The organism is Pseudoalteromonas sp. S3776, from assembly GCF_005886915.1.
Lineage (GTDB): Bacteria > Pseudomonadota > Gammaproteobacteria > Enterobacterales > Alteromonadaceae > Pseudoalteromonas.
Genome location: NZ_PNCU01000002.1, coordinates 41,568 through 57,784, shown reverse-complemented (window position 1 = coordinate 57,784; position 16,217 = coordinate 41,568). Strand labels below are relative to the sequence as shown.

The 16,217-nt window shown below is 41.9% G+C and carries 11 protein-coding genes; 10 read left to right on the top strand and 1 reads right to left on the bottom strand.

From position 1 onward, the window contains the following. Nucleotides 1-2: 2 nt before the first annotated feature. From CWC16_RS01460 to CWC16_RS01450, 3 genes are all read left to right on the top strand, one after another. A complete protein-coding gene (locus CWC16_RS01460) occupies nt 3-2,294 on the top strand; it encodes a xanthine dehydrogenase family protein molybdopterin-binding subunit (RefSeq protein ID WP_138540205.1) in 2,292 nt (763 codons plus the stop codon). An 83-nt stretch (nt 2,295-2,377) separates the two neighbouring features. Then, nucleotides 2,378-3,349, top strand: a complete 972-nt coding sequence (gene moaA, locus CWC16_RS01455; RefSeq protein ID WP_138540385.1) for a GTP 3',8-cyclase MoaA — start codon at nt 2,378-2,380, stop codon at nt 3,347-3,349. 129 nt (nt 3,350-3,478) lie between these two features. Then, complete coding sequence (locus tag CWC16_RS01450; RefSeq protein ID WP_171037610.1) at nt 3,479-4,516, top strand: GGDEF domain-containing protein; 1,038 nt, start codon at nt 3,479-3,481, stop codon at nt 4,514-4,516. An 8-nt stretch (nt 4,517-4,524) separates the two neighbouring features. On the opposite strand, the gene CWC16_RS01445 is transcribed toward CWC16_RS01450, so the two are convergent. Further along, nucleotides 4,525-5,463, bottom strand: a complete 939-nt coding sequence (locus tag CWC16_RS01445; protein WP_138540383.1) for a LysR family transcriptional regulator — start codon at nt 5,461-5,463, stop codon at nt 4,525-4,527. Between the two features lie 120 nt (nt 5,464-5,583). Between CWC16_RS01445 and CWC16_RS01440 the strand changes: the two genes are divergently transcribed. From CWC16_RS01440 to CWC16_RS01410, 7 genes are all read left to right on the top strand, one after another. Then, complete coding sequence (locus CWC16_RS01440; protein WP_138540204.1) at nt 5,584-6,750, top strand: efflux RND transporter periplasmic adaptor subunit; 1,167 nt, start codon at nt 5,584-5,586, stop codon at nt 6,748-6,750. Between the two features lie 9 nt (nt 6,751-6,759). Continuing rightward, complete coding sequence (locus CWC16_RS01435) at nt 6,760-9,912, top strand: efflux RND transporter permease subunit (protein ID WP_138540203.1); 3,153 nt, start codon at nt 6,760-6,762, stop codon at nt 9,910-9,912. Continuing rightward, nucleotides 9,905-11,314: a TolC family protein gene (locus CWC16_RS01430; protein ID WP_138540202.1), complete on the top strand. Its 1,410-nt coding sequence runs from the start codon at nt 9,905-9,907 to the stop codon at nt 11,312-11,314. Before CWC16_RS01435 ends, CWC16_RS01430 begins: the two co-directional genes overlap by 8 nt. 14 nt (nt 11,315-11,328) lie before the next feature. Beyond that, nucleotides 11,329-12,357: a zinc-binding dehydrogenase gene (locus tag CWC16_RS01425; protein WP_138540201.1), complete on the top strand. Its 1,029-nt coding sequence runs from the start codon at nt 11,329-11,331 to the stop codon at nt 12,355-12,357. A 260-nt stretch (nt 12,358-12,617) separates the two neighbouring features. Next, nucleotides 12,618-14,873, top strand: coding sequence for an acyl-CoA dehydrogenase (locus CWC16_RS01420; protein ID WP_138540200.1), 2,256 nt, complete (start codon nt 12,618-12,620; stop codon nt 14,871-14,873). A gap of 523 nt (nt 14,874-15,396) precedes the next feature. Beyond that, a complete protein-coding gene (locus CWC16_RS01415) occupies nt 15,397-15,834 on the top strand; it encodes a DUF4265 domain-containing protein (RefSeq protein WP_171037609.1) in 438 nt (145 codons plus the stop codon). 119 nt (nt 15,835-15,953) lie between these two features. Next, on the top strand, nt 15,954-16,199 hold the full coding sequence (locus CWC16_RS01410) for an Imm32 family immunity protein (RefSeq protein WP_138540198.1): 246 nt from the start codon (nt 15,954-15,956) through the stop codon (nt 16,197-16,199). The last annotated feature ends 18 nt before the right edge of the window (nt 16,200-16,217 follow it).

The window sequence follows — 16,217 nt, the reverse complement described above, 5'->3', positions numbered from 1 at the left end:
CAATGAAAAAACTATTTCAAAAAAATACCGAAACCGTAGACTTAAACCGTCGCTCTTTTATGATTAGCACAGCAACAGCTGGCCTAGTTATGGCATTCGCGCCGGCTTTATTTTCAGGTGAACTTAGCGCGAAAGAGTCGATTTCACAACAATCGTTTTCACCCACAATTTGGTGGACTATGAACCCGCAAGGTGAAGTAGAGGTGAGCATTGCCAAAGCTGAAATGGGCCAGCACGTAGGCACTGCTTTAGCACGTATTGTGGCAGATGAACTTGAGTGCGACTGGGATAAAGTATCAATCACGTATGTAGATACGCACGAGAAGTGGGGCTACATGGTTACAGGTGGTTCATGGTCTGTATTTCAAAGCTTTAAACCGCTTTCTCAAGCCGGCGCAGCAGGGCGCATAGCTCTTATAGACGCTGGGGCTAATATGCTTGGAGTTAAACCTGAGCAGTGCCACGCTAGTAAAGGGCGTATAATTGCAGGCGATAAGTCGCTCAGTTATGCCGATATTGTTAAACATGGTGAGTTTAACCGTACCTTTAGCAGCGAAGAAGTTGCAAAACTACCGATAAAGCCCGCCAACAAGCGCCACTTAACGGGTTTAAAACAAGACTTTAAAGCCCTCGATATTCCGGAAAAAACAAATGGTACGGCTGTGTATGGCATAGATGTAGAGCTTGAAGGCATGGTGTATGCGCGCCCTGTGATCCCACCAACACGTTATGGTAGTGAAGTCACGCAGGTAGATGATAGCGCCGCAAAAGCAATAAAAGGCTATAAAGGGTATGAGATTTTAAATGACCCAAGTAACACTGTACAAGGCTGGGTGGTCGTTTTAGCTGACAATTACCCCAGTGCAATTAAAGCGGTAGATGCGCTAAAAGTAACCTATAAAAAAGGCCAAACAGCTAATGTTACAGAGGCCGATATTCAATCCCTGGGCGAAAAATTATGTAACGATAGCAACGCTGGCACCTTATTTGTTAATGAAGGCGACACCGCTAAAATGCAGGCTGAGGCAACGCAGTCGCTAGAGTCATTGTATACCACGGCAACAGCAAGTCATTATCAATTAGAGCCGCTTAATGCGGTGGCAGAGTTTAAACAAGGCAAGTGGATTATTCATACAGGTAATCAGTGGCAGTCTTTAACACTACCTGCGTTGGCCAAAGCATTAGAGGTTGAACAGAATAACGTTATTATTCGCCCTTATTATTTAGGTGGTGGGTTTGGGCGTCGTCTATTTGGTGATTGGACTGTGCCCGCAGCGCTAACAGCCAAAGCGATTGGCAAACCTGTTAAACTGGTATTTACACGTGCCGATGATAGCTTATTTGATCAGTCTCGCTCTGCCTCCACAGCTAAATTAACAGCTTCGTTTAATGAAAAAGGCGAGTTAAGCGCTATGGAGCATGCATTTGCAGCAGGCTGGCCAACAAAAGCAATGGCGCCTGGCTTTTTATCACCTGGGGTTGATGGCAAAGGCAAGTTTGATTCGTTTTCAGCCTCTGGAGCCGATCACTGGTACAGCATGGATAATCACCGTGCTCGCGCAATTAATAATGAATTAGCGCAAAGCACCTTTACCCCAGGCTGGCTTCGCTCGGTAGGCCCTGGCTGGATTGTATGGAGCTTAGAATCGTTTATTGATGAAATTGCTCATAAACAAGGGCTTGATCCGGTGGAGTTTCGTTTATCAATGCTCGATGGCAAAGGCAAGCAAGCAGGCAAAGCCCCTGAAAGCGTAGGCGGCGCACTGCGCTTAAATGCGGTACTTAAAAAAGTGTCAGCGAAGGTCGCAAATGTTAAGCTGGGTGAAAACGAAGGCATTGGTTTTTCAGTTAGTTCTGGTCAAGAGCGCCATATGCCAGCGTGGATTGCTACAGCGGCGCATGTGCATGTAAATAAAAGTGACGGCAAAATTACGCTTAAAAAACTGTATGCTGTGGTAGATGCAGGCTTAATAGTTCATCCTGATGGTGCTTTAGCTCAGCTTGAAGGTTCGTTATTGTGGGGCACAAGCCTTGCTTTACACGAATCAAATAATTATCAAAACGGGCAAGTGGCGGCCACTAACTTTAACACTTACTTGCCACTTAGAATGCAAGATGTGCCCGATATGGACATAGAGTTTGTGCAAAGTGACGAGTTTCCTATGGGCTTAGGTGAGCCGGGCGTTATTGGTGTGGCACCCGCTATTGGCAACGCAGTATTTAATGCAGTTGGCGTAAGGTTACGTAATTTACCCATGAAACCGAGTGAGCTCAAAAAAGGCTTAACCGCCTAGTTAAACGCTAATAAGAGTGTATGGCGCAGGCTGTACACTCTGTGTATTTGGCGATGTATTTTAAAATTGTTAAAGGCTTATTTATGCTAGTCGACCCAGCAGGGCGAAAATTTAGTTATCTGCGTTTATCTATTACCGATGTATGTAATTTTAAGTGTGTGTATTGTTTACCTGATGGGTATCAATGCGATCACGACCGAGACTTCCTGTCACTAAACGAAATTAGTAATACTATAAAAGCCTTTGCCTATCATGGCATATCAAAGTTACGTATTACTGGCGGCGAGCCCACCCTCAGAAAAGACTTTATAGATGTAATTCGTGCAGCAAAAGACACGCAAGGCATTACTAAAATAGCCGCTACTACTAATGGCTACTCTATGCATAAGCATATTAATAATTGGGTAGATGCGGGTTTAAACGCCATCAATGTCAGTATTGATACCCTTGACCCCCGTATGTTTAATACGATTACCGGTCACGATAAATTCTCAAGCGTAATGCAAGGTATAGAAAGCGCGCTTGAAAGCGGCATCGAATCGGTAAAAATAAACAGCGTACTCATGAAACAGTACAATGGCCGTGAGCTTGATACCTTTTTAGCCTATTTAAAGCACAGACCCGTGACGATGCGTTTTATTGAGCTAATGCAAACTAACGATAACAAATCGTTTTTTGATGCTAACCATATATCGGGGCAAGCCATAAAAGAGCAGTTGCTCCGCGCTGGTTGGCAGCCCATTATACGCGATGTAACGGCAGGACCTGCACAAGAGTTTTTCCACCCTGATTATTTGGGTAAAATAGGGTTAATAATGCCTTACAGTAATGACTTTTGTAACACCTGCAATAGGTTAAGAATTTCGTCACTAGGGAAATTGCATTTATGTTTATTTTCTGAGCAGGGTATATCACTTAGAGAATACATGAGTGATAACACCAATCATGCTTTAATTGATCAGTTAGCGCGTTATATAAAAACAAAAAAACCAACCCACTTATTGCATCAAGGTAACACGGGGGTCACAACAAACTTATCTATGTTAGGTGGTTAATCCTTATAGTAAGCTGTTTGGTTGGGTGCTCGTGCCTTTGTAGTGAGTAAAGTTAATGCTTCCTTATATCTACTTGTTATATTTAATTTTAGCGTTACACTAAATTTTTTATTATTTTAAGTTTTTTGAATGGATATAGCAGCGCTTAGTAGTACTAAATCATTAAGAAGGAACGTCCTGAAATGGATGTGCTTGTGCTTTGGTTTTGTCTCACTGTTTTTTGCTGCATTTAATATTATTATAAATAGCTTTGCTTTATTAGGGTATTTAGAAATAGCACTCAGTGTATTTTGTGCTTACACCTACTACCGCTTAAACACGCATGCGCTAGAGGTATGGCAATCTGTAGTTATGTGCATATTTGTCACCTTTGTTATTGTATTAGGCAACTATTTAGCTAAACCAATAAATGGCGTGTATGTGTGGTCTTTTGCGTTACCTATATTGTATTACCTGTTGTTAGGTAAGCGTTATGGCATTGTATTATCGGCTTTGCTCTTTGTACTTCAAGGTGCCATATTAGTAACAAAATCATCGCAACTTCCTCTAACTACGCTTAATTTCAGTTTAAATCTTGCCTTTGTTTATATCAGTATTTGGGCTATTTCTCATGTTTTTGAAGGTAGCCGTGCTTTATCATCTAAGCGGTTAAAAAATCTTGCTTTGTTAGACCCACTTACCGGGGCTGCAAACCGTTTATCAATGAACCATTACTTTGAAGTAGAGCTTAGAGATAAGTCGCAACTTTATTTATTTTTACTCGACCTAGACTATTTTAAACAGGTTAACGACACCTATGGCCACGCTGTAGGTGATAAAGTGCTAACTGAAGTAGCCACTTTATTACGAGTCCTATTAGCAAAAGGGTATGTATTTAGAGTAGGTGGGGAAGAATTTGCTTTACTGCACTCTTTTACTTCTCAAAATGACGCTCTAACCATGGCCGAAACAATTAGATCAAAACTTAACAATACGGCACTTGATATTGATGGGTTAAACATCAATGTGACCGCAAGCATTGGCGTTGTAAAATACCACCAAGGCGATACCCTTGAAAAATTTGTTATTAAAGCAGATAAACAACTTTACAAAGCAAAAGAATTTGGCAGAAATAAAGTATACTTTCAGTCAAGTGCCCATTTAAATGAAAAGCCTCAGGTAGCTTAACGAGCAAATTAGTACATTTGTTCAAAATTAGGGATGTTGTTTTCCCAAATTGGTTTGTCTTTCCCTAAATACTCCTTTACTGCATCAAAAAATAAGCGTGTTCTTACTGGTAAGTCTCTGTGCGGGTACAGGACATACATATGGCTAAACTCCTTTAGCTTTACATCCGTTAAAATGGGCACTAATTGGCCTTGTGTTATTTCCTTATCGATAATAAACGCCGGAGCCACGAAGTAGGTAGTCCCTGAAATAGCTTTCATTAGCAGTACCTCGGCATCGTTTGCTCGGTACACACTGTTAATTTTCTGCTCGCATGGCTCGCCCTGACTATTGTAGTAATCTATGGTTTCAACCCGCATTGAATTACTTGCATAACTTGCGGCAGGTAACTTCGCCAGTTCTTCTATGGTTTTTGGCATGCCATAGGTTTGTATAAATTCAGGGGCCGCTACAATAAGTAATCTATTGCGGGCAATTCTACGCGCAATTAACGAAGAGTCTTTAGGCTCTCCAATTCTAAATGCTAAATCAAAGCCTTCAGCTACAATATCAACAAGCCTGTCATCAAGGCGTAGCTCTACTTCTACTTGAGGAAAACGTTTTTGAAAGTCGTTAAGTACAGGCTGCAAATAACGTCTACCAATGAGCGTTGACGATGTGATTTTTAATACACCCTGTGGCTCAAGGTGATAGTTTTCTGCCATGCGTACTGTTTCACCAAGTAGCTCTCTTAGTTCACTTGCTTTTTTTATCATTTCGGCGCCGGCGGCCGTTAACGAAAACGAACGGGTGGTACGGTTTAATAGCCTAACGCCTAGTTCGTCCTCTAACCGACTAATTTGCTTTGATATAACAGAGCGGTCTATGTTTCTTATTTCTGCAGCTTTGGCAAAAGAGCCTTGCTCAACCACCTCTAGTAGCATTAAAAGTCGGCTTGTTGTATCCATCACGATGACTCATTAATTTTTTATTGATGCCATTTTGGCATTAATGAATTTATAAATCTATGGTTTTTGTCCGCAGGTATAGTCCGTAATATGCACGCTAATCAATAAAGGAGCGTCTACATGAACAAACATTTAATTGCTGCTGCACTCGCTGCGGCATCATTATCACTTGCGGGCTGTGCTGATGAGAGCGCGCCTCAAGCTCAGCAACAACAATTGCAGCCTATCGATGTTGCACCTGTACTGATAAAGCCGGTACAAAGCTGGCACACCTACACTACGCGCTTAGAGTCGCCAGAAGAGGTGGCGTTAATGCCACGTGTGTCAGGTATTATCGATAGCATTGAGTTTAAAGAAGGTGATGTGGTTAAGCAGGGCGATGTGCTTTTTCAGCTTGATAAACGTCCTTTTGCTGCTGTAGTAGCAAGTTTAGAAGCGCAAATTCACAGCGCTGAAGCAGCCCTTGAACAAGCTGTAAGTGAAGATAAACGTGCAATGCGATTATTAGAGCGTAAAGCTATTTCTACAGAGCAGGCGCAAGCACGTACTTCAACGCTTCGCCAGCGCGAAGCACAACTTGCAGCACTACAAGCACAACTTACCTCTGCAAAGCTCGATTTAGAATTTACCTCGGTGGTATCGCCAATTGATGGCATTATTTCTCGTGCAAACATTACTAAAGGTAATAACGTTTTAGCAGGGCAAAGTGTATTAACATCTATTGTCTCTAACAAAGCAATGTATGCCTACTTTGATGTTGATGAGCGTACATGGAATAGCGCTTTTAATGATGTAACCGCCCAAAGCCGCCAAACCGTTGTTATGCAAAAAGTAGGGCAAAAAGAGTTTGCCTACCAAGGCCATATTAATTTTATTGATAACCAAATTAACTCAGCGACAGGTACTTTACGTGTTCGCGCGGTATTTGAACAAGACAATAATCAACTTCGCGCAGGTTCTTTTGCTCGCATTAAATTGGCAGCAAACGAGGTCAGTGAAAAAGTAATAATTCCTGAGCGTGCTATTGGCACAGATCTAAAAAACCGCTTTGTATTAACCGTGGGTGAAAACAACGTGCTTGAATACAAGTTAATAGAAGTAGGCGAGCGCTATGGTGCGCTACGTGCTGTTACATCAGGCCTAAATGAAGGTGATGTTATTGCGGTAAATGGCCCAGCACGTGTAGGCCCTGGTATGCCTATTTCGCCTAATACAGTCACAATTGATTCCGATGGGGTTGCCTTTACACTGTCAAGCGACAACGCCCAGTTAATGGCTAAGCAATAAGGTTTATTGATGAAATTTTCACACTTTTTTATTCAGCGACCAATATTTGCAGCCATGCTGTCGTTGGTTATTTTAATTGCTGGTGGTATATCACTGTTTCAACTTCCTGTAAGTGAATACCCAGAAGTGGTACCACCAACGGTTGTAGTAACTGCAAATTACCCAGGCGCAAACCCTACCGTTATAGCGCAAACTGTAGCAACGCCGCTTGAGCAAGAAATCAATGGTACTGAAAACATGCTTTATATGTTTTCGCAAGGTACTAGCGATGGCCGCATGACATTAACGGTAACCTTTGCGTTAGGTACGGATTTAGACCGTGCACAAGTACAAGTACAAAACCGGGTAAACAGTGCATTGCCACGCTTACCCGAGGAAGTCCAGCGTTTAGGTGTAGTAGCCGAAAAATCATCACCCGATTTAACCATGGTAGTGCATTTATATTCGCCTGAAAAAACGCACGATACAGCGTACTTATCTAACTATGCCGACATTCATATTAAGGACGAGATTGCCCGTTTACCAGGTGTAGGTGATATTCGTTTATTCGGTGGTGGCAAATATTCAATGCGCGTGTGGCTAAACCCAGATACATTGGCAGCGCGTGAGCTTACAGCAACCGATGTTGTGGCCGCTTTGCGCTCGCAAAATCAGCAAGTTGCAGCGGGTAGCTTAGGTGCACAGCCAATTTCTAACGACAGCCAATTTCAAATCTTATTAAACGTAAAAGGGCGTTTAAATAGTGTTGAAGAGTTTGAAAAGGTTATTATTAAAGTGGGCGAACAAGGGCAATTAACGCGTTTGTCTGATGTAGCTCGGGTTGATTTAGGCCAAGATACCTATGCACTTCGTGCAGAGCTCGATAACCAGCCAGCACTTGCAATGCCAGTGTTTCAGCGCCCAGGTTCAAATGCAATTGAGCTCTCTGATCAAGTACGCGAAACAATGGCGCGGTTATCTCAAGATTTTCCTGCGGGTGTAGAGTACGACATTGTATATGACCCTACGGTATTTGTTCGTGGTTCAATTGATGCTGTTATAGCAACGCTACTTGAAGCCATTGTATTGGTTGTTATTGTTGTAATTGTATTTTTACAAACGTGGCGTGCATCTATTATTCCATTGATTGCGGTGCCAATTTCGTTAATAGGAACGTTTGCGGTTATGCAATGGCTCGGTGTGTCTATTAATACACTGTCGCTGTTTGGCTTGGTACTGGCAATTGGTATTGTAGTGGATGATGCCATCGTTGTGGTTGAAAACGTAGAGCGTAATATAGAACAAGGGCTTTCGCCTTTAGAGGCAACACGTGTTGCTATGAGCGAAGTAACTGGGCCGATTATTGCCATTGCGTTAGTGCTGTGTGCGGTATTTATTCCTACAGCATTTATTACCGGTTTGTCTGGTCAGTTTTATAAGCAATTTGCGCTTACAATCACAATTTCGACTATTATCTCTGCGTTTAACTCACTTACATTATCGCCAGCGCTTGCTGCATTGTTATTAAAATCGCACGATGCAAAACCAGATGCGTTTACGCGTTTACTGAATAAATTATTTGGTCGTTGGTTGTTTGAACCATTTAACCGCGTATTTAATCGTGGTGCCAAAGGGTACGAAAAACTTGTACAAAAGCTTATTCGTATGAGTGTAATTGTTATGGTGGCCTATGTTGCGCTGGTGGGCGGTACAATTAAATTGTTTGATACCGTACCTGGTGGCTTTATTCCACAACAAGATAAGCAATATTTAGTGGCCATTGCGCAACTACCCGATGCAGCAAGTTTAGACCGCACTGAAGATGTAATTTCGAAAATGCAAAAAATAGCGTTAGAAGTACCAGGTGTTGCACACACTGTTGCGTTTCCTGGTTTATCGGTTAATGGGTTTACGAATAGCCCGAACAGTGGCATTGTATTTACACCACTTGAAAGCTTTGATAAACGCACAGACCCTAGCCAATCGGCAATGGCCATCGCTGCGCAGCTAAACCAACGCTTTGCAGCCATTGATGAAGCATTTGTAGCTGTATTTCCGCCACCGCCAATTCAAGGCTTAGGTACAACCGGTGGCTTTAAATTGCAACTTGAAGACAGAGCAAATAAAGGCTTCGACGCGCTATTTAACAGCTTACAAACTATTATTGGTAAGGCGCAACAAGACCCAGCGTTAATGGGTATGTATTCAAGTTTCCGTATTCAAGTACCGCAAATGGATATAGACATTGACCGTGAACAAGCACTTATTCAAGGTATTCCACTTGATGAAGTATTTGACGCACTGCAAGTTTACTTAGGCTCAGTGTATGTAAATGACTTTAATATGTTTGGTCGTACTTACCAAGTAAATGCGCAAGCTGATGCTGATTACCGCCTTGATCCTGAGCAAATTCTTAACTTAAAAGTACGTAACAGTGCAGGGAACATGGTCCCACTGGGTTCTGTACTAACGGTGACACCAACAATAGGGCCTGACCGTGTAATGCATTACAACGGTTACCCAAGTGCAGAACTAAACGGCAGCCCAGCACCAGGTTACAGCTCTGATCAAGCACAAACCGCAATCGAAACAATACTTGCAGATAATCTACCTACGGGTATTGAATACGAGTGGACAGAAGTAACCTACCAGCAAGTACTTGCCGGTAATACCATGGTTTATGTATTCCCGTTAGTTGTATTGCTTGTATTTATGGTACTTGCAGCGCAGTACGAAAGCTTACGTTTACCACTGGCAATAATATTAATTGTGCCTATGACTATTTTCTCTGCGTTATTAGGTGTGTGGCTTGTCGGTTCAGACAACAACATATTCACGCAAATAGCGTTAATAGTACTGGTGGCCTTGGCTTCTAAAAACGCGATATTAATGGTTGAGTTTGCAAAAGACAGACACGACTCAGGATTAATGCACCTAGAGGCAATACTTGAAGCATGTCGTATGCGTTTGCGCCCTATATTAATGACATCAATTGCCTTTACAGCAGGGGTTGTACCACTAGTACTTGCAACGGGGGCAGGTGCCGAAATGCGCCACGCTATGGGGAACGCCGTGTTTGCAGGCATGATAGGGGTAACCGTATTTGGTTTACTATTTACACCCGTGTTTTACATGTTAGTTGTTAAAAAGCAGCAAAAAGAGCAGGAGTTATCACATGACTAAGTTAATGACTAAACGTGTAAAAACGCGCTTAACGCTAAGTGCTGTGTTAGTGGCTGCTGCTTTATCTGGTTGCGCAAGCAAAATAGATACACGCAGTGAGCAAAATGCCATTAACGATTTTGTAGCACAGGCTAATATTGCAAGCAATGTGGCGACAGCTGATGAAACTAACTGGTGGCAAAAGCTAGAGTCAGAGCAGCTAAATGCCCTTGTTAATAGCGCGCTTGCTAATAACTACGACTTAAAAACGAGTCAATTAACGCTGAAAAGTGCACTTGCAAGATTAGGCGAGCAAAAAGCGCAATACTTACCACAAGGTGGTGTTGAAGTAGGCGCAGCTCGAAGCGATGCGCCCAGTGTGTATGAGCGCCAATCAAGTGCAAATGTCGCTCTTAACTGGCAACTTGATTTGTTTGGTCGAATTACAGCCTTGGTTGATGCCGCAAATGCATCAACCATGAGCCAAGCCGAGCAAGTGCGTTTACTGCAAATTGAAGTTGTATCATCTGTTGTTAAAGGCTTTGTAAGCTACCAAGGAAATGTTCAAAAACAGCAGATCATTGCGATGCAAATTGAAGCACTTGAGCAAAGCATTGATGTATTGCAAGCACGTGTAGACGAAGGTGTTGCTAACGAGCTTGATTTAAACCGTACTATGGCGCAGTTAAGGCAACAAGAAGCCCTAATACCAGCTATAGAGTATGCTAAATACAGTGATTTATCGGCGCTAGCTGTGCTGAGTGGTAAATTAACCAAAGATCTAGCTATTACCGATGAGCAAAGCATACTTGAACACGACTTCAGCGTAGCGCTTAAAAATGCCAATGAAGCTATTGCACTGCGCCCTGATATAAGCCGCGCACTTTATGATTTTAGCCAAGCTAATAGCTTGAGCGTAGCTGCAAGCAAAGCGCTACTGCCAGATATTAGCTTATCGGCCTTTGCAGGCGTGGTGAGCACAGACAGCACAGGATTAAAAAATACTGATCAACAATGGCAAGTTGCGCCACAGTTACAGTGGTCAATATTAAGTTATCCAGCTCTACTTGCTCAGCGCGACGCACAGCAGTTTTTAAGTGAAGCTGCTTACAGCGACTATCAGCAAATAGTATTAAGTGCGGTGACTGAAAGTGAACTTTCACTGCAAATGTTGGTCAACCAACAGCAACAAAAAACATTTGCAGATGAGCGTTTTGACTTTGCTAATAAAGCGTTTTTACAAGCACAAGCAATGTACGAAGAAGGACAAATACCGTACTTAGAGTTGTTAGATGCGCGTCAGGATGTTTTAATAGCCCAAGAAAATGCTGTTGATACAACTATTACAGCTTTGCTTGCGAAAGTTAAAGCTTATCAAACATTTAATGGCCAATGGAGCTATGTACTTAACAGCGCAAAATAAGTAGAGTTAATTGAATGAGCAATACTGAACTGTCAGATAGATACGATATTCCGCAAACAATGCGGGCAATTGTACTTCCTCAACCCGATGAGCAAATTTGCTTACACTATGTTGAAGTGGATGTACCTGATTGCGTCAACAACGAATTGTTGGTAAAGGTGGAATACGTGGGCCTTAACCCTGCGGATGCGTATTTTGCTAAAACAGGCTTTTGTAACTGGCAATACCCACACATACTAGGCCTTGATGCTGTAGGTGTGGTGGTTAAAGCTAACAAAGGCGTGTTCCCCAATGTGGGTGAGCGAGTAATGTGGCATGCCAATATTGGCGAGCAAGGGGTATTGAGTGAGTACACTAAAGTACCTAATTTTGCGGTATCGGTTGTGCCCAATGAGCTCAGTCCTGCGCAAGCGGCAACATTACCTTGCGCGGGTATGGCAGCACTTATCAGCTTAGATAAAATTGCAATTGCCGAAGGTGATACAGTATTAATTGAAGGTGGCTCTGGCGCGGTAGGTCAGTTTGCCATTCAATATGCTAAGCAACGTGGCGCTGATGTATTTGCTACTGCATCAAAACGTAACCACAAATTGGTTAAGAAGCTAGGAGCCGATACTGTTTTTGACTACAACGATAAAAAGTTGTGCGACAAAATTCGCCGTGAGCTTGGTCCACAAGGTTTTGATGCTGTAATTGATACAATGGGCGGTGCATCAACGCTGCGAAATATAGAATTAATGCGCTTTTGCGGTCGTATTGCGTGTTTAAACCCATTGCCTCATTTTGATCAAAATTTAATGTACCGCCGAGCACCTAATATTAGCGTGGTTTCAATTGGTGGTGCGTGGCTTGCAAACAGTTTATGTGCGCAACAGCGTTTAAGTTTTATGGGCAATTTGTTACTTGAAGGCGCGCTTTCGGGCGATATTAAAACACCGGCAATAACTGAGGTTGATTTTACTGCAGAGTCTGTAAGTGCTGCTTTAAACAATCAAATAGCGGGTGGCTTTACAGGCAAACACATAGTGCAAATAAGCAGTTAACTCTCTCTAGTTTAATTTAAAAACGCAGCCCAAGTGGCTGCGTTTTTTTATGGCTAAATAAAATTTGATGTTTTTAGGCATAACTGCGGCTAAAAAATGTATTTCAGCGCACAAGTGTAAGCCTTTTAGTTTCAACAGTTTACGTCACCGTAAAGAAAATAAATTGAAAAAACTGTTAATTAATTGAATAGAGTAATTGATCTAAACCGATTTTTATGACGTAATGTAGGTATTATTTATCTGGTCGGATGAGTTCAATCATGAGTTTACGTACAAAATTAAAAAAAGTATTACCAAGTATTTCAATCACTGAACAAGAAGCGCTAGACGCGGGTGATGTGTGGTTAGAGGGCTCTATCTATCAAGGTAAGCCAGATTTTAGTGCACTACGCGATGTGCCGGCTGCTACCCTAACTGCAGACGAGCAAGCATTTTTGGATGGCCCAGTACAAGAGCTACTAGGCATGATTGATGATTCAGTTATTCAAAATGGTATTCACTTACCAGATGACATATTAGAATTTTTGAAAAAAGAGCGTTTTTTCTCGCTTATCATTCCTAAATCATTTGGTGGTTTAGAGTTTAGCCCTTATGCAAACTCGACCATTGTGGCAACCATTGCAACAAAAAGCTCTGCAGTAGCAGTGACCGTTATGGTTCCTAACTCTTTAGGCCCAGGTGAATTATTACTGCACTTTGGTACGCAAGAGCAACAAGCGCATTATTTACCGCGCCTAGCGAACGGCAGAGACATTCCCTGTTTTGCGCTAACTAGCCCAGAGGCGGGCTCTGATGCAGGCGGTATTCCAGATATTGGTACTGTAACCAAAGGCATGTACAACGGCGAAGAAGTACTTGGCCTTGAAATTACATGGGACAAGCGTTACATCACACTGGCACCAATCGCTACAGTACTTGGTTTAGCGTTTAAAGTAGTTGACCCAGAAGGCCTACTTGGCGGCAAAGAAAACTTAGGTATTACCTGTGCGCTTATTCCTAAAGATCACCCAGGTGTAGAGCTTGGCAACCGCCACGATCCTATGGGTATTCGTTTTTATAATGGTACTACACGCGGCAACAAAGTATTTGTGCCAATGGACTTTATTATTGGCGGCCAGAAAAACATCGGTCGCGGTTGGCAAATGCTGGTTAGCTGTTTAGGCGCAGGGCGTGGTATTTCATTACCTGCACTGGGTGTAAGTACATCACAAGTGGCGTTTAAATCAGCATCTGAATACGCAGCAGTGCGTGAGCAGTTTGGTTTAGCAATTGGCCAATTTGAAGGTATTCAAGAAAAACTAGCAGACATTGCAGGTAAAACATACCTTCAAGAAGCAATGCGTGTGCTTACAACTGAAGGCCTAGGCATGGGCTTAAAACCATCAGTTGTTACAGCAATAGCTAAATACCACATGACAGAGCTTGGTCGCGACGTGCTAGATTCTGCAATGGATATTCAAGCAGGTAAAGCAATCCAAAATGGCCCGCAAAATACCCTTGCAAGCGGTTATGTTGCACAGCCTATTGCAATTACAGTAGAAGGCGCGAACATTCTTACTCGTAACCTGATGATTTTTGGTCAAGGTGTTATGCGTTGTCACCCATATTTACAATCTATGGTTGAATCTATCCATAGTGAAGATAAAGGCGCTGATGCAGAATTTAACGGCATTTTACGTAAAACAATTGGTTACAGCACAGCAAATAGCTTACGTGCGTTCCGTTTAGGTGTTTTACCATTCACTGCAAGTGCAAACTCAGCATTACCAGAAGTACGTGAATACGAAAAAGCCGTACATAAACTATCTGCAAAATTGGCAGTGTATGCGGACTTCTCGCTACTTGTACTCGGCGGTAAGTTAAAGCAGGCTGAAATGCTATCAGCTCGTTTAGGCGATGTAATGAGCTTTTTATACGCGGCAATGGCATCAATTAAGTATTACGAGCAAAAAGTAGCAAGCAGCGAGCGCGAGCAAGCAGCACCGTACTTCCATTACGCAACTCGTTTTGCACTGCAAAGCGCTGAAGAAGCATTGCATAAGTTTTTAGATAACTTCCCTGCAAGTGGCACTCGTAAGTTTATTCGTTTTGTAACAATGAACTACTCAACTAAAATGCCAAAAATTAGCGATGACTTAATTCGCGAACTAGCTAAGCAAGCGCAGCTTGATACTGCATTTAAAGCGCAAATTACGCATTTAGTTAAACCAGTAGAAGGCGATGGTCATTACATTAATGAGCAAGCTTACAAAGCTAAAATGGCATCACTTGGTGAGCTAGCTAAAGTTAAAAAAGCACTGCGCGCTAAAACAATTAAGCCAGGTACACGTTTTGCTATTACGCTTGACAATGCACTAGCTGCAAACGTAATTACCGCGGCTGAGCACGCGCAATTAGTTGATTACAACAAAAAGCGTGAAAAAGCGATTCGTGTAGATGAGTTCGATTTTGATATGAACTTACTAGATGACAACGCACAGCCAGTTAACCCACTTAAAAGTGTAGTTAATCAATAAAATTCAATGATGCTAAGCGCCCGCAGTATCGGCGCTTTTATTCATGATTAAAAAATTAGTGTGGAGCCTCGTTTGTTTAAAACCAAGCGGGGCTTTTTTATGTATTTTTTAAAGTAGAGATAGATAGCGGTATTGGTTTGTAAGCGAGTATGTATGTGCAGAGGTTTAAAAGAGGCACTTATAATCTTGAAAAAGGGCTGATAACTCCGTTGGCATCTTTTATAGGAAGTGGATTGATACCCGCAGTATTGAAATGGATATAGGCAGTAATCAAAACATATGTTTTTAAATCTTTATTAACAGTATTTTTATACAACTTTTGTGTTTTCCTACTGAGTCATGAAATGAGGAAGTTTTCCTTTTTTTACACATTATTTAATTAACAGTCGGGCATAAAATTTAAAGCTGGCATAGTGTTACAGGTTTTGTTACTAATATTATAAAGTAACTATGGGGACGCCCATTGCTCATGAAAAGAGGAAAGTGTCCTTTGATAAAATTGTTAGGTGAAAAAGGAAGTTCAGTGTCTGCCGAAAAAGTAATGTTCGCTTTAGATATCGAAAACGGTTGGCCTCCAGTAAGTGCCGAAGGTGCTTGGTGCGAGCGAATTAATGGTAACTATAAGCTAGTTAATGCACCTTTCTTTATCCCTGATTTGGCTTATGGCGATATATTTTCTGCTATTCCTGATGAAGTAAATGAGCATATATTCGAATTTGAGGTTCTAAAAGAATCAGGTCATTCTGTAATCTGGGTAATGAATAATAATGGTTTAGACACCACATTTTTCATCGACATGCTTAAAAAGCTAGGTTGTAAAGTTGAGACTCTCAACCAGTTTTCTTTAATGTCAGTCGATGTACCGCCAGAATTAGATCTTGATGCACTAGATCCGCTTTTAGACTTACATGAAGAACAAGGTTTAGAATATGCTTTTCCTGTCTGGAGGCACGGTGATTAATTTCACCTAACAAGGCATTAAAGCAGGAAAATTTACAGTTGGCTGTTTTCACTGCGTTCAACATTTTAGCCAACTATAAATTTCCTCTTAATGAGGCGTTATAAGCCAAAAGGAAATTCATGCTAACAGTTGAGAAAGACAAGGATGCTGAACAGGTTTATATCCATGGTTCTCCAGAACAGTTGCGCTGGCTGGCACGCAGACTAGACGCTATTGCTATGCAAGCTGAAAAGTCTGGCCATGCTCATGATTATCTTATGACAGAAGACTGGGGGGGAAATGAACTAACCAATGAACTTATTGGCAACCCAGAATCTCACGCAATAGTGAACCACTTGATTGTGTATGGTCATGCTTCAAAGTAAATTGTCTTATAACAAACC

Excerpts from the sequence above, each read along its gene's own strand:
- CWC16_RS01425 (WP_138540201.1), top strand. The coding sequence starts at position 11,329 with ATGAGCAATACTGAACTGTCAGATAGATACGATATTCCGCAAACAATG.
- CWC16_RS01450 (WP_171037610.1), top strand. The coding sequence starts at position 3,479 with ATGGATATAGCAGCGCTTAGTAGTACTAAATCATTAAGAAGGAACGTC.
- CWC16_RS01420 (WP_138540200.1), top strand. The coding sequence starts at position 12,618 with ATGAGTTTACGTACAAAATTAAAAAAAGTATTACCAAGTATTTCAATC.
- CWC16_RS01445 (WP_138540383.1), bottom strand. The coding sequence starts at position 5,463 with ATGGATACAACAAGCCGACTTTTAATGCTACTAGAGGTGGTTGAGCAA.
- CWC16_RS01440 (WP_138540204.1), top strand. The coding sequence starts at position 5,584 with ATGAACAAACATTTAATTGCTGCTGCACTCGCTGCGGCATCATTATCA.
- CWC16_RS01435 (WP_138540203.1), top strand. The coding sequence starts at position 6,760 with ATGAAATTTTCACACTTTTTTATTCAGCGACCAATATTTGCAGCCATG.
- CWC16_RS01410 (WP_138540198.1), top strand. The coding sequence starts at position 15,954 with ATGCTAACAGTTGAGAAAGACAAGGATGCTGAACAGGTTTATATCCAT.
- CWC16_RS01460 (WP_138540205.1), top strand. The coding sequence starts at position 3 with ATGAAAAAACTATTTCAAAAAAATACCGAAACCGTAGACTTAAACCGT.
- moaA (WP_138540385.1), top strand. The coding sequence starts at position 2,378 with ATGCTAGTCGACCCAGCAGGGCGAAAATTTAGTTATCTGCGTTTATCT.
- CWC16_RS01430 (WP_138540202.1), top strand. The coding sequence starts at position 9,905 with ATGACTAAGTTAATGACTAAACGTGTAAAAACGCGCTTAACGCTAAGT.